The sequence below is a fragment of the Xanthomonas sp. PPL134 genome, from assembly GCF_040595915.1.
Classification (GTDB): Bacteria; Pseudomonadota; Gammaproteobacteria; order Xanthomonadales; family Xanthomonadaceae; genus Xanthomonas_A; species Xanthomonas_A indica.
On sequence record NZ_JAMDLL010000008.1, the window covers coordinates 108,792 to 122,962 of the forward strand.

Annotated in this window: 9 protein-coding genes and 1 tRNA gene; all 10 read right to left on the bottom strand. The window is 65.4% G+C overall.

The window, feature by feature from the left end; all coding sequences use genetic code 11:
- Positions 1-112 precede the first annotated feature (112 nt).
- The 10 genes from rpoC to tuf all read right to left on the bottom strand — a co-directional run bounded on the left by rpoC (position 113) and on the right by tuf (position 14,169).
- The gene (gene rpoC, locus M3U25_RS14900; protein WP_184502855.1) at positions 113-4,330 is read right to left on the bottom strand and encodes a DNA-directed RNA polymerase subunit beta'; all 4,218 of its coding nucleotides are present in this window, start codon (positions 4,328-4,330) and stop codon (positions 113-115) included.
- A 130-nt stretch (positions 4,331-4,460) separates the two neighbouring features.
- Positions 4,461-8,612 carry a DNA-directed RNA polymerase subunit beta gene (gene rpoB / locus M3U25_RS14905; RefSeq protein WP_355500690.1) on the bottom strand — a complete coding sequence of 1,384 codons (4,152 nt, stop codon included), beginning with the start codon at positions 8,610-8,612 and terminating at the stop codon, positions 4,461-4,463.
- Between the two features lie 303 nt (positions 8,613-8,915).
- Positions 8,916-9,284 carry a 50S ribosomal protein L7/L12 gene (gene rplL / locus M3U25_RS14910; RefSeq protein WP_019797548.1) on the bottom strand — a complete coding sequence of 123 codons (369 nt, stop codon included), beginning with the start codon at positions 9,282-9,284 and terminating at the stop codon, positions 8,916-8,918.
- Positions 9,285-9,347: 63 nt separating this feature from the next.
- Positions 9,348-9,890, bottom strand: coding sequence for a 50S ribosomal protein L10 (rplJ, locus tag M3U25_RS14915; protein WP_010341340.1), 543 nt, complete (start codon positions 9,888-9,890; stop codon positions 9,348-9,350).
- A gap of 481 nt (positions 9,891-10,371) precedes the next feature.
- Positions 10,372-11,070 carry a 50S ribosomal protein L1 gene (gene rplA / locus M3U25_RS14920; protein WP_017908392.1) on the bottom strand — a complete coding sequence of 233 codons (699 nt, stop codon included), beginning with the start codon at positions 11,068-11,070 and terminating at the stop codon, positions 10,372-10,374.
- Between the two features lie 3 nt (positions 11,071-11,073).
- Positions 11,074-11,502, bottom strand: coding sequence for a 50S ribosomal protein L11 (rplK, locus tag M3U25_RS14925; RefSeq protein ID WP_010341342.1), 429 nt, complete (start codon positions 11,500-11,502; stop codon positions 11,074-11,076).
- 200 nt (positions 11,503-11,702) lie between these two features.
- On the bottom strand, positions 11,703-12,260 hold the full coding sequence (gene nusG, locus M3U25_RS14930) for a transcription termination/antitermination protein NusG (RefSeq protein WP_010341344.1): 558 nt from the start codon (positions 12,258-12,260) through the stop codon (positions 11,703-11,705).
- Between the two features lie 13 nt (positions 12,261-12,273).
- The gene (secE, locus tag M3U25_RS14935) at positions 12,274-12,687 is read right to left on the bottom strand and encodes a preprotein translocase subunit SecE (RefSeq protein ID WP_019796555.1); all 414 of its coding nucleotides are present in this window, start codon (positions 12,685-12,687) and stop codon (positions 12,274-12,276) included.
- 50 nt (positions 12,688-12,737) lie between these two features.
- Positions 12,738-12,813: transfer RNA gene (locus tag M3U25_RS14940), tRNA-Trp, on the bottom strand.
- A gap of 165 nt (positions 12,814-12,978) precedes the next feature.
- On the bottom strand, positions 12,979-14,169 hold the full coding sequence (gene tuf / locus M3U25_RS14945; protein WP_242081676.1) for an elongation factor Tu: 1,191 nt from the start codon (positions 14,167-14,169) through the stop codon (positions 12,979-12,981).
- Positions 14,170-14,171 lie beyond the last annotated feature (2 nt).

The window sequence follows — 14,171 nt, forward strand, 5'->3', positions numbered from 1 at the left end:
CAACGGAATTTTTACTTGCTGGCCCATCCGGGGCCGGAATACGGGGCGCTTCCGCTGCGCCCCCTTTCGCTTGGTAGACCGGCCCCGCGGGCGGGGCCGGTCCGCTTACTGCTTACTCTTCGCTGCCGGCAGCCGCCGGTGCGGAGGTCTCGACCGCCGGCTCGGCGCTACCGCCGGACAGGGTCTGCATCTCCGACTCGGTCAGGCCGCTGGCATTGCGGCGGCGCGTGTTGTGGTACGCCAGGCCGGTACCGGCCGGGATCAGGCGACCCACGATCACGTTTTCCTTCAGGCCGCGCAGCGTGTCGCTGGTGCCGCGGACCGCCGCCTCGGTGAGGACGCGGGTGGTCTCCTGGAACGACGCGGCCGAGATGAACGACTCGGTCGCCAGCGAGGCCTTGGTGATGCCCAGCAGCACCGGCTCGTACTTGGCCGGCAGTTCGTTGCGGGTCACCAGGCGGGCGTTCTCCTCGATGACGCGCTGGCGCTCGGCCTGCTCGCCGTTGAGGAACTTGCTGTTGCCCTGGTCGGTGATCTCGACCTTGCGCAGCATCTGCCGGGTGATGACCTCGATGTGCTTGTCGTTGATCTTCACGCCCTGCAGGCGGTACACGTCCTGGATTTCCTTGACCAGGTACGCGGCCAGCGGCTCGACGCCCAGCAGGCGCAGGATGTCCTGCGGGCTCGGCTCGCCGTCCACCACGGTTTCGCCCTTGGCCACGTGCTCGCCTTCGAACACGATGATCTGGCGGTACTTCGGGATCAGCTCTTCGTGCTCCGACCCGTCGGTGTCCTTGATGATCAGGCGCTGCTTGCCCTTGGTGTCCTTGCCGAAGCTGATGATGCCCGAACGCTCGGCCAGGATCGCCGGATCCTTCGGCTTGCGCGCTTCGAACAGGTCGGCCACGCGCGGCAGACCACCGGTGATGTCGCGGGTCTTGGACGCTTCCTGCGGGATCTTGGCGACCACGTCGCCCACGCCGACCGGCGCGCCGTCCTGCAGGTTGACGATCGAGCGCGGCGGCAGCAGGTACTGCGCCGGCAGATCGGTGCCCGGGATGGTCAGGTCGTTCCCCTTGGCGTCGACGATGCGCACGATCGGGCGCAGGTCCTTGGCCTGGGTGCCGCGACGCTTCGGATCGGTGATCTCGCGCGAGGCCAGGCCGGTCAGTTCGTCGGTCTTCTCGATGACGGTGACGCCGTCGATGAAGTCGATGAAGCGGATGAAACCGGCCACTTCCGACACGATCGGGTGGTTGTGCGGATCCCAGTTCGCCACCGACTGGCCGGCCTTGACCGCATCACCGTCCTTGGCGGTGATGGTGGCGCCGTACGGCAGCTTGTAGCGCTCGCGCTCGCGGCCGTGGCCGTCGAGCACCGACAGTTCGCCCGAACGCGACACCGCCACCAGCGAGCCGTTGGCGTGCTCGACCGACTTGAGGTTGTTGAACTTGATCGAACCGGTGGTCTTGACCGTGATGTTGTCCACCGCCGCCGCACGCGAGGCCGCGCCGCCGATGTGGAAGGTACGCATGGTCAGCTGGGTACCCGGCTCGCCGATCGACTGCGCGGCGATGACGCCGACCGCTTCGCCGATGTTGACCAAGTGGCCACGGGCCAGGTCGCGGCCGTAGCAGCGCGCGCACACGCCGAACGCCGACTCGCAGGTGATGGTCGAGCGGACCTTGACCGACTGCACGCCGGCCTCTTCCAGCTTGGCCACCCACTGCTCGTCGAGCAGGGTGTTGCGGGTGACGATCGGATCCTCGTCGTTGCCCGGCAGGAACACGTCCTCGGCCACCACGCGGCCGAGCACGCGGTCGCGCAACGGCTCGACCACGTCGCCGCCTTCCACGATCGGGGTCATGGTCAGGCCGTCGGTGGTGCCGCAATCCGGCTCGGTGATCACCACGTCCTGCGCCACGTCGACCAGGCGACGGGTCAGGTAACCGGAGTTGGCGGTCTTCAGCGCGGTATCGGCCAGACCCTTACGGGCACCGTGGGTGGAGTTGAAGTACTCCTGCACGTTCAGGCCTTCGCGGAAGTTCGCCTTGATCGGCGTCTCGATGATCGAGCCGTCCGGGCGGGCCATCAGGCCACGCATGCCGGCCAGCTGACGGATCTGCGCCTGCGAACCACGCGCACCGGAGTCGGCCATGATGTACAGCGAGTTCATCGACTTCTGGTCGATGGTCTCGCCCTTGGCGTTGACCACCTTTTCGGTGCCGATGGTGTCCATCATCGCCTTGGCGATGCGCTCGTTGGTACGCGACCAGATGTCCACGACCTTGTTGTAGCGCTCGCCGGCGGTGACCAGGCCGGACTGGTACTGCTCCTGGATTTCCAGCACTTCCTGCTCGGCTTCGCCGAGGATGCCCTTCTTCTCCGACGGGATCAGCATGTCGTCGATGCCGATCGACACGCCGGCGCGGGTGGCGTAGGCGAAGCCGGTGTACATCAGCTTGTCGGCGAACACCACGCTGTCCTTCAGACCCAGCTGACGGTAGCTGGAGTTGATCAGGCGGCTGATGTTCTTCTTGGTCAGCTCGGTGTTGGCCAGCGCGAACGGCAGGCCTTCCGGCAGGATTTCGGCCAGCAGCGCGCGCCCGATCGTGGTGTCCACGATCGAGGCCTTCTTGGTGCGGTTGCCGTCCTCGTCGATCACCGTCTCGGTGATGCGGACCTTGACCTTGGCGTGCAGTTCGACCGCACGGTTGTCGTAGGCGCGCTTCACTTCGGCGATGTTGGCGAAGACCATGCCCTCGCCCTTCTTGTTCTCCAGCGCGCGGGTCATGTAGTACAGACCCAGCACCACGTCCTGCGACGGCACGATGATCGGCTCGCCGTTGGCCGGCGACAGGATGTTGTTGGTGGACATCATCAGCGCGCGCGCTTCCAGCTGCGCTTCCAGCGACAGCGGCACGTGCACGGCCATCTGGTCACCGTCGAAGTCGGCGTTGAACGCGGTGCAGACCAGCGGGTGCAGCTGGATCGCCTTGCCTTCGATCAGCACCGGCTCGAACGCCTGGATGCCCAGACGGTGCAGGGTCGGCGCACGGTTCAGCAGCACCGGGTGCTCGCGGATCACCTCTTCCAGGATGTCCCAGACCTCGGCTTCTTCGCGCTCGACCAGCTTCTTGGCGGCCTTGATGGTGGTGGCCAGGCCGCGACGCTGCAGCTTGGCGAACACAAACGGCTTGAACAGCTCCAGCGCCATCTTCTTCGGCAGGCCGCACTCGTGCAGGCGCAGGGTCGGGCCGACCACGATCACCGAACGGCCGGAGTAGTCCACGCGCTTGCCGAGCAGGTTCTGGCGGAACCGGCCCTGCTTGCCCTTGATCATGTCGGCCAGCGACTTCAGCGGGCGCTTGTTGGTGCCGGTGATGGCACGGCCGCGGCGGCCGTTGTCCAGCAGCGCATCGACCGATTCCTGCAGCATGCGCTTTTCGTTGCGCACGATGATGTCCGGCGCGTTCAGCTCGAGCAGGCGGCGCAGGCGGTTGTTGCGGTTGATGACGCGGCGGTACAGGTCGTTCAGATCGGAGGTCGCGAAGCGGCCGCCGTCCAGCGGCACCAGCGGACGCAGATCCGGCGGCAGCACCGGCAGCACGGTCATCACCATCCACTCCGGACGGTTGCCGGACTCGATGAAGGCTTCGATCAGCTTGATGCGCTTGGTCAGGCGCTTGAGCTTGGTTTCCGACCCGGTGCCGGCGATCTCTTCGCGCAGGCGGGTCATTTCCGACTGCAGGTCGATGGTGCGCAGCAGCTCGTACACCGCCTCGGCGCCCATGGCGGCGTCGAAGTCGTCGCCGTGCTCCTGGCGCGCGGTCAGGTACTGCTCTTCGGTCAGCAACTGGCGGCGCTCGAGCGCGGTCAGGCCCGGCTCGGTCACCACGTAGGCTTCGAAGTACAGCACGCGCTCGATGTCGCGCAGGGTCATGTCCAGCATCAGGCCGATGCGCGACGGCAGCGACTTCAGGAACCAGATGTGCGCGACCGGCGAGGCCAGGTCGATGTGGCCCATGCGCTCGCGACGCACCTTGGCCAGGGTCACTTCGGTGCCGCACTTCTCGCAGACCACGCCGCGGTGCTTCATGCGCTTGTACTTGCCGCACAGGCACTCGTAGTCCTTGATCGGGCCAAAGATGGCGGCGCAGAACAGGCCGTCACGCTCCGGCTTGAAGGTACGGTAGTTGATGGTTTCCGGCTTCTTCACTTCGCCGAAGGACCACGAACGGATCAGGTCCGGCGAGGCCAGCGCGATCTTGATCGCGTCGAAGTCCAGCGTCTGGCGCTGCTGGTTGAAGAGGTTGAGCAGGTCTTTCATTTGATTTCTCCGGGAATCGGGAATAGCGAATAGGGAATCGTTGGAAGCGGGGAGTCGGGTCAGGAAACGCCGGCGGCCTGTCGGCACGCGCCCGGGCGGTTTCCTAGTCCCGACTCCTCATTCCCTGCCCTCAGTCTTCCAGTTCCATGTTGATCGCCAGCGAGCGGATTTCCTTCACCAGCACGTTGAAGGACTCCGGCATGCCGGCGACCATCTCGTGCTCGCCGTCGACGATGTTCTTGTACATCTGGTTGCGGCCCTGCACGTCGTCGGACTTCACCGTCAGCATTTCCTGCAGGGTGTAGGCCGCGCCGTAGGCTTCCAGCGCCCAGACTTCCATTTCGCCGAAGCGCTGGCCGCCGAACTGCGCCTTGCCGCCCAGCGGCTGCTGGGTGACCAGCGAGTACGGGCCGGTGGAGCGCGCGTGCATCTTGTCGTCGACCAGGTGGTTCAGCTTCAGCATGTGCATGTAGCCGACCGTGGTGTGGCGATCGAACGCCTCGCCGGTGCGGCCGTCGTACAGCTGGGTCTGGCCGCTGATCGGCAGGTCGGCAAGTTCGAGCATGTGCTTGATCTCGGCCTCGGTGGCACCATCGAACACCGGGGTGGCCATCGGCACGCCGTCGGTCAGGTTCTTCGACAGCGCCAGCAGCTCCGCGTCGCTGAACTGGTCCAGATCCACGCGGTCCTCGCCCAGCTTCTGGTCGTGGTTGTAGATCTGCGCCAGGAACTTGCGCAGGTCGGCGACCTTGGCCTGGGCCTCGAGCATGTTCTGGATCTTGCGACCCAGGCCCTTGGCGGCCCAGCCCAGGTGCACTTCCAGCACCTGGCCGATGTTCATACGCGACGGCACGCCCAGCGGGTTCAGCACGATGTCCACGGTCTCGCCGTTGGCCATGTACGGCATGTCCTCGATCGGCTGGATCATCGACACGACACCCTTGTTGCCGTGGCGACCGGCCATCTTGTCGCCGGGCTGGATGCGGCGCTTCACCGCCAGGAACACCTTGACCATCTTCAGCACGCCCGGGGCGAGGTCGTCGCCGGCGGTGATCTTGCCGCGCTTGTCGGCGAAGCGACGCTCGAACTCCTTCTCGTGCGCCTGGATCTGCTTCTGCGCGCGTTCGATCGCCTCGGAGGCGTCCTCGTCCTTCATGCGCAGCGCGAACCAGTCGGACTTCTTCAGGCCGTCCAGGTAGGCGTCGCTGATGGTGTCGCCCTTCTTCAGGTTCGGACCGCCGTTGGCGACCTTGCCGATCAGCTGGCCACGCAGACGCGCATAGATCGCGCTTTCCAGGATGCGGAACTGGTCGTCGAAGTCCTTCTTGACCCGCTTGATCTCGTTTTCCTCGATCTGGCGGGCGCGCTTGTCCTTCTCGATGCCGTCGCGGGTGAACACCTGCACGTCGATGACGGTGCCGTCCATGCCCGGCGGCACGCGCAGCGAGCTGTCCTTCACGTCCGAGGCCTTCTCGCCGAAGATCGCGCGCAGCAGCTTCTCTTCCGGGGTCAGCTGGCTCTCGCCCTTCGGCGTGACCTTGCCGACCATGATGTCGCCGGCGCGCACTTCCGCACCGATGTACACCACGCCGCTCTCGTCCAGACGGTTCAGCGCCTGCTCGGACACGTTGGGGATGTCGGCGGAGATTTCCTCCGGCCCCAGCTTGGTGTCGCGCGCCACGCAGGTCAGCTCTTCGATGTGGATCGTGGTGTAGCGATCCTCTTCCACCACGCGCTCGGAAAGCAGGATGGAGTCTTCGAAGTTGTAGCCGTTCCACGGCATGAACGCGATCAGCATGTTCTGGCCCAGGGCCAGCTCGCCGATGTCGGTCGAGGGGCCGTCGGCCAGCACGTCGCCGCGCGCGATCACGTCGCCCACGTTCACCAGCGGACGCTGGTTGATGCAGGTGTTCTGGTTGGAGCGGGTGTACTTGATCAGGTTGTAGATGTCGACGCCGGCGTCGGTGCCGCCGCCGATCTCGGCCTCGTTGACCTTGACCACGATGCGGCCGGCGTCGATCTGCTCGATCACGCCGCCACGGCGGGCGTTCACGGTCACGCCCGAGTCGCGCGCCACGGCGCGCTCGATGCCGGTACCGACCAGCGGCTTCTGCGCACGCAGCGTCGGCACGGCCTGGCGCTGCATGTTCGCGCCCATCAGCGCGCGGTTGGCGTCGTCGTGCTCCAGGAACGGCACCAGTGCGGCCGCGATCGACACGGTCTGCATCGGCGACACGTCCATGAAGTGCACTTCCGCCGGCGGCTTCAGCAGCGACTCGCCCTGGTAGCGGCACGGCACGAACTGCTCGGTCAGGCGGCTCTTGGCATCGTGCAGCGCGTTGGCCTGGGCGATGACGTACTCGTTCTCTTCGATCGCCGACAGGTACTCGACCTGGTCGGTGATCTGGCCGTCCACGACCTTACGGTACGGCGTCTCCAGGAAGCCGTACTGGTTGGTGCGGGCATACACCGCCAGCGAGTTGATCAGGCCGATGTTCGGGCCTTCCGGGGTTTCGATGGTGCAGACGCGGCCGTAGTGGGTCGGATGCACGTCGCGCACTTCGAAGCCGGCGCGCTCGCGGGTCAGGCCGCCCGGGCCCAGCGCGGAGACGCGACGCTTGTGCGTCACTTCCGACAGCGGGTTGTTCTGGTCCATGAACTGCGACAGCTGCGAGGAGCCGAAGAACTCCTTGATCGCGGCGGCCACCGGCTTGGCGTTGATCAGTTCCTGCGGGGTCAGGCCTTCGGACTCGGCCATCGACAGGCGCTCCTTGACCGCGCGCTCGACGCGGACCAGGCCCACGCGGAACACGTTCTCGGCCATTTCGCCGACCGAGCGCACGCGACGGTTGCCCAGGTGGTCGATGTCGTCGACCACGCCGCGGCCGTTGCGGATCTCGGTCAGGACCTTGATCACGTCCAGGATGTCGGAGCTGTCGCCGTGCTCGGCGACCAGGCGCTTGGACTCCTCGTCGTTGCGCTCGCCGAAGTACTTCTTGTCGTACAGCACCGACTCGCCGGTGACTTCCTTGCGGCCGACACGACGGTTGAACTTCATGCGGCCGACCGTGGACAGGTCGTAGCGCTCGAAGGTGAAGAACAGGTTGTGGAACAGGTTCTGCGCGGCGTCCTTGGTCGGCGGCTCGCCCGGACGCATCATGCGGTAGATCTCAACCAGCGCCTCGAGCTGGGTCTTGGTCGGATCAATGCGCAGGGTGTTGGACAGGTACGGACCGCGATCCAGGTCGTTGACCCACAGCGTGCCCACGGCGTCGACGCCGGCCTTGCGGAACGCGGTCAGCTGATCTTCGCTGATCTCGTCGTTGGCGCTGGCCAGCAGTTCGCCGGTCGAGGCATCGACCACGTCGTGCGACAGGATGCGGCCGACCAGGTACTCGTCGGGCACGGCCAGCGCGGCGATGCCGGAGGCCTCGAGCTGCTTGACGTGGCGCGCGGTGATGCGCTTGCCGGCTTCGACGATGACCTTGTCGCCGTCGGCCAGGTCGAAGTTCAGGGTCTCACCGCGCAGGCGCTCGGGCACCAGCTCCAGCTGCACGCCTTCCTTCGGGTCGATGTGGAAGGTGTTGATCTCGAAGAACTCCGAGAGCATCTCCTCGTTCGAGTAGCCGAGCGCGCGCAGCAGGATCGACACCGGCAGCTTGCGGCGGCGGTCGATACGGGTGAACAGCGCGTCCTTCGGGTCGAACTCGAAGTCCAGCCAGGAGCCGCGGTACGGAATGATGCGGGCGCTGTACAGCAGCTTGCCCGAGCTGTGGGTCTTGCCGCGGTCGTGGTCGAAGAACACGCCCGGCGAGCGGTGCAGCTGCGAGACGATGACGCGTTCGGTGCCGTTGACGATGAAGGTGCCGTTGTCGGTCATCAGCGGGATTTCGCCGAGGTAGACCTCCTGCTCCTTGACGTACTTGATCGCCTTGGTCGAGGACTCGCGGTCGTAGATCACCAGGCGCACGGTCACGCGCAGCGGCGCGCCGTAGCTCATGCCGCGCTGGCGGCATTCACGCTCGTCGAACACCGGTTCGCCGAGCTTGTAGCCGACGTACTCCAGCGCCGCGTTGCCGCTGTAGCTGGAGATCGGGAACACCGATTTCAGGGCCGCGTGCAGGCCGTGGTCCGAACGCTTGTTCGGGTCGGTGTTCTCCTGCAGGAACTCGCGGTAGGAATCCACCTGGATGGCAAGCAGGAACGGCACTTCGAGGATCGAGCGCTGCTTGCCGAAGTCCTTGCGGATACGCTTCTTTTCGGTGAACGAATAAGACGTCATGAGGTATCACCTTGGCTGATGCGGGCCGCGCGTCCGCGGCCCTGAGTGAACATAAATTGTCAGTTGGAAGTCGCTGGTATTGCCGGCACCAGCACGCCTTCTCCCGCTACTTCCAACTACCAACTCGGTGGTGAAACGGGGAATGGGGAATGGAGAAAGGGGAATCGTGGAGCGCACGTAGCGTGGCTGTTCCGATTCTCCATTCCCGATTCCCGGTTCCCGCCTGAAACGGCCAAAGGCCGGGGGCTTTCGCCCCCAGCCTTCAGTGCATCGCCTTGAACGGCTGGCGATGCAAGGGACTGCTTACTTGACTTCGACCTTCGCGCCAGCGGCTTCCAGGTCCTTCTTGAACTTGTCGGCGTCTTCCTTCGACACGGCTTCCTTCAGCACGCCGCCGGCCTCGGTGAGGTCCTTGGCTTCCTTCAGGCCCAGGCCGGTGATGGCGCGGACAGCCTTGATGACGTCGACCTTCTTGGCGCCGGCGTCGACCAGGATGACGTTGAACTCGGTCTGCTCTTCGACCGGGGCGGCGGCCACGGCCGGACCGGCAGCGGCGACCGGGGCGGCGGCGGAAACGCCGAACTTGTCTTCGATGGCCTTGACCAGCTCCATCACTTCCATGAGGGTCTTTTCGGCGATTGCGTCGACGATCTGCTCGTTAGACAGGGACATTGTGATTACCTTTGGAATTTTTTCTGGATGAGGTTCTAGTGAACCGTTTCAGGTGTCGCGAACTTAAGCCGTTTCGGCCGGGGCTTCCGCTTCGGCGTCGGCGGGAGCGGCGTCGCCGCCACCCTGCTTGTCGCCCACGGCCTTGACCGCACGGGCGAACATGCTCGCCGGCTCGGCCAGCACGCGTGCCAGCATGGCCAGCGCCTGCTCGCGGGTCGGCAGCGACGCCAACACCTCGAGATGAGCGGCCGGATACAGCTGACCACCCAGCGACACGACCTTGGCCTGCAGCTTGTCGTTACCCTTGGCGAATTCCTTGATCAGACGACCGGCAGCGCCGGGTTCTTCCGTCGAGAACGCATACAGCAGCGGACCGACCAGCGCGTCCTGGACGCACTCGTATTCGGTACCGGCAACGGCACGCGCGGCCAGGGTGTTCTTGACAACACGCAAGTACACACCGGTTTCGCGCGCCTTCTTGCGCATCGCGGTCATTTGCGAGACCGTGATGCCGGCGTACTCGGCAGCAACCAAGGAGTGGGCCTTCGCGGCGACGTCGGCCAGTTCGGCGACGACTTCTTGCTTCTGGGACAGATTGAGAGCCATTGCACTCCTCCGTTAAAGCCGGGAGTTGGGATTGGTGATTCGGGATTCGTCAGGAGCCGCAACGCCGCTCTTGCCAATCCCCAATCTCGAATCTTGAATCCCTGCTTCAAACTTACTCCGCTCGCGGCTCCTGCCGCTTGCGGTCCTGGGCGGCCTCCTTCCTGGATGCCGGGGATGCCGCATGGCATCCCAGTTGGTGGCCGTTCCAGACCTGGAGTGAGCGCGCCCGGGACACCGGGCTGGCCTGCACCAGAAAAACTCCAGAAAGGCGGCACCATCTACGCCGGCTGGCCCCAAGGGGCTGATTAAGCGATCCCGCTGTGCCGACGGCGACTCCTTGCCATTTCGAGCTTCCGTGCCCGTCGTCGGTATGCGCAGACCGCGCCTGCGGTCTTTGACGGCTTCGCGTCGGGTTGCCCCGGGCGACGCCTTCAAAAGGGTGAAACCGGCGCCGCACCTCGCGGGCGGCGCCGTCTTGCGATTACTTCAGGGACAGCGAAGCCTGATCGATGGTGACGCCCGGACCCATGGTCGAGCTCACCGAGATCTTCTGCAGGTAGGTGCCCTTCGAGGTCGCCGGCTTGGCCTTGACCAGGTCCAGCAGCAGCGCCTGCAGGTTGCTCTTCAGCGCATCGTCTTCGAAGCTGGCCTTGCCGATGGTGCAGTGGATGATGCCGGCCTTGTCGGTGCGGTAGCGCACCTGACCCGACTTGGCGTTCTTGACCGCTTCGGCCGGGTTGGCGGACACGGTGCCGACCTTGGGGTTCGGCATCAGGCCGCGCGGGCCCAGCAGGGTGCCCAGCTTACCGACGACGCGCATCGCGTCCGGGGTGGCGATGACCACGTCGTAGTTCAGGTCGCCGCCCTGCATCTTCTCGGCCAGGTCGTCCATGCCGACGGCGTCGGCACCGGCGGCCAGCGCTTCGTCAGCCTTGGCGCCGGCGGGGGCGAACACCGCCACGCGCACGCTCTTGCCGGTACCGGCCGGCAGCACGGTGGAACCGCGCACCTGCTGGTCGGACTTCTTGGCATCCACGCCCAGGCGCACGGCCACGTCGACGGCTTCGACGAACTTGGCCTTGCTGGTGGTCTTGACGATCTTCAGCGCTTCGTCGATCGAATACGCCTTGCCCGGCTGCACGGCAGCACGGATCGCTTTCTGTCGCTTGGTCTGTGCCATTGCTTAACCCTCCACCGTCAGGCCCATGCTGCGGGCGGAACCCGCAATCGTGCGTACCGCCGCTTCCAGCTCCGCCGCCGTCAGGTCGGCTTCCTTCGCCTTGGCGATCTCTTCGAGCTGCTTGCGGGTCACCTTGCCCACCTTCTCGGTGTTCGGGCGCTTGGAGCCGGAGCTGACGCCCGCGGCCTTCTTCAGCAGCACGCTGGCCGGGGTGCTCTTGGTGACGAAGGTGAAGGTACGGTCCGAGTAGGCCGTGATGATGACCGGAGTCGGCAGGCCCGGCTCCAGCTTCTGCGTGGCGGCGTTGAACGCCTTGCAGAATTCCATGATGTTCAGACCGCGCTGACCCAGCGCAGGACCGACCGGCGGCGAGGGGTTGGCCTGACCGGCCTTCACCTGCAGCTTGATGTAACCGACGACTTTCTTTGCCATTTTAGTGTCTCCGGGTGCTAGCGCCTGAACCGCAGGCTCCCCATCGCGACGGGAAAATCACGTGTCCCGCCATCACGTTTTTGAAGTGCGCAGAAAGCCGCCTCGCGGCGGCTTCCGTTCTGCCCGGCGGCTTGCCTGGACAGGGAGCCGCGCAGTATAGCAGAGATTTTGGCACCCGGCGCAGCCGCGCCGGGGCGGGCTCAGGCCTTCTCGACCTGGCCGAATTCCAGTTCCACCGGGGTGGAGCGGCCGAAGATCAGCACCGCCACGCGCAGGCGGCTCTTCTCGTAGTTGACTTCCTCAACCACGCCGTTGAAGTCGTTGAACGGGCCGTCGGTGACGCGGACCATCTGGCCCGGCTCGAACAGCACCTTGGGACGCGGCTTCTCCACGCCATCCTGAACGCGCTGCAGGATCGCATCGGCCTCTTCGTCGCGGATCGGCAGCGGGCGATCGGCGGTGCCGCCGATGAAGCCCATCACCTTCGGCGTTTCCTTGACCAGGTGCCAGCTTTCGTTGTCGATGCGCGGAATGCCGCCTTCATCGTGAGTTTCGATCTGCACCAGCACGTAGCCCGGGAAGAACTTGCGCTCGGAACGGCGCTTCTGGCCGGAGCGCATCTCGATCACTTCCTCGGTGGGCACCAGCACGTCGCCGAAGCGCTCCTGCATCTCGTCACGCGCAATACGGTCGCGCAGCGCTTGCGCCACGGACTTCTCGAAGCCTGAATAGGCGTGAACGACATACCAACGCTTCACTGCTGCACTCTCCTCAACGGCTCACGAACCACTGCATCAGCTTCTGGATCAGGAAATCGAACCCGCCCAGCAACAGACTCAGAATGATCACCACCACGATCACCACCCAGGTGGTGCGGATGGCTTCCTGACGGGTCGGCCACACCACCTTGCGCAGTTCGAAACGGGACTCGGACAGGAACTCGCGGCCTTCGCGGCCCTTGGCGGTCAGCAGGAACACCGCGGCACCGGCAACCAGACCCGCGATCACCGCCAGTGCGCGCAGCGGACCGGACCAGCTCCCCAACTGTGCAGCACGGCTCGACTCGCCGAACCAGAACCAGACAAACAGGCCGGCGACCACCAGCAGCGCAGCGATGACGTACTTGACGATATCGCCGCCGGAGGATGCGGCGGGGCCTTTGGAATGCTCGATCTTGCTGTTCATCCGACTCTTGCTGCTATGCGACCGAGGTCACTGGATAGGGAGCGGCAGATTGGCACGCCAGGAGGGACTCGAACCCCCAACCTGCGGTTTTGGAGACCGCTGCTCTGCCAATTGAGCTACTGGCGTGTAGTAAGAACGACTGCACTTCCCTGAGACGGCGAAGGCGGACCGAAGGTTCCGGCCCGCCCTTCGCTGAACCCGGCGGCCGGAGCCGCCTGCACCTCGTCGGATTCCGGCGACCGAAGCCGCCGTCCTGCCGTCGAGCCCGGCGGCCTGCGCCGCCGGAGGGCATTACTTGATGATCTTGGCCACCACGCCGGCGCCGACGGTACGGCCGCCTTCGCGGATCGCGAAGCGCAGGCCTTCGTCCATCGCCACCGGGTTGATCAGCGTCACCACCATCTTGACGTTGTCACCCGGCATCACCATTTCCACGCCTTCCGGCAGCTGCACCGCACCGGTGATGTCGGTGGTGCGGAAGTAGAACTGCGGACGGTAGCCCTTGAAGAACGGGGTGTGACGGCCGCCCTCGTCCTTCGACAGCACGTACACTTCGGCTTCGAAGTCGGTGTGCGGCTTGATCGAACCCGGCTTGCACAGCACCTGGCCGCGCTCCACGTCGTCACGCTTGGTGCCGCGCAGCAGCAGGCCCGCGTTGTCGCCCGCCTGGCCCTGGTCCAGCAGCTTGCGGAACATTTCCACGCCGGTCACGGTGGTCTTCTGCGTGGCACGGATGCCGACGATTTCGATTTCGTCGCCCACCTTGATCACGCCGCGCTCGATACGGCCGGTCACCACGGTGCCGCGGCCCGAGATCGAGAACACGTCTTCCACCGGCATCAGGAACGGCTTGTCCACGTCGCGCTGCGGCTCCGGGATGAACGAGTCCAACGCGTCCACCAGCTTCAGGATCGCCGGCACGCCGATCTCGCTCTGGTCGCCTTCCAGCGCCAGACGGGCCGAACCGTGGATGATCGGGGTGTCGTCGCCCGGGAAGTCGTACTTGCTCAGCAGCTCGCGCACTTCCATCTCGACCAGCTCGAGCAGCTCGGCGTCGTCGACCATGTCGGCCTTGTTCAGGAACACCACGATGTGCGGCACGCCGACCTGACGCGACAGCAGGATGTGCTCGCGGGTCTGCGGCATCGGGCCGTCAGCGGCCGAGCACACCAGGATCGCGCCGTCCATCTGCGCCGCACCGGTGATCATGTTCTTGACGTAGTCCGCGTGACCCGGGCAATCCACGTGCGCGTAGTGGCGCGTCGGGGATTCGTATTCCACGTGGGCGGTCGAGATCGTGATGCCGCGCGCCTTCTCTTCCGGCGCCGCGTCGATCGCGTCGTACGCCTTGAACTCGCCGCCGAAGCGCTCTGCGCCGATCTTGGTCAGCGCCGCGGTCAGCGTGGTCTTGCCGTGGTCGACGTGACCGATGGTGCCGACGTTGACGTGCGGCTTGGTGCGCTCGAACTTACCCTTGGCCATGG

Coding starts and splice junctions, on each gene's coding strand:
- rpoC (WP_184502855.1), bottom strand. CDS start 4,330: ATGAAAGACCTGCTCAACCTCTTCAACCAGCAGCGCCAGACGCTGGAC.
- rpoB (WP_355500690.1), bottom strand. CDS start 8,612: ATGACGTCTTATTCGTTCACCGAAAAGAAGCGTATCCGCAAGGACTTC.
- rplL (WP_019797548.1), bottom strand. CDS start 9,284: ATGTCCCTGTCTAACGAGCAGATCGTCGACGCAATCGCCGAAAAGACC.
- rplJ (WP_010341340.1), bottom strand. CDS start 9,890: ATGGCTCTCAATCTGTCCCAGAAGCAAGAAGTCGTCGCCGAACTGGCC.
- rplA (WP_017908392.1), bottom strand. CDS start 11,070: ATGGCACAGACCAAGCGACAGAAAGCGATCCGTGCTGCCGTGCAGCCG.
- rplK (WP_010341342.1), bottom strand. CDS start 11,502: ATGGCAAAGAAAGTCGTCGGTTACATCAAGCTGCAGGTGAAGGCCGGT.
- secE (WP_019796555.1), bottom strand. CDS start 12,687: ATGAACAGCAAGATCGAGCATTCCAAAGGCCCCGCCGCATCCTCCGGC.
- tuf (WP_242081676.1), bottom strand. CDS start 14,169: ATGGCCAAGGGTAAGTTCGAGCGCACCAAGCCGCACGTCAACGTCGGC.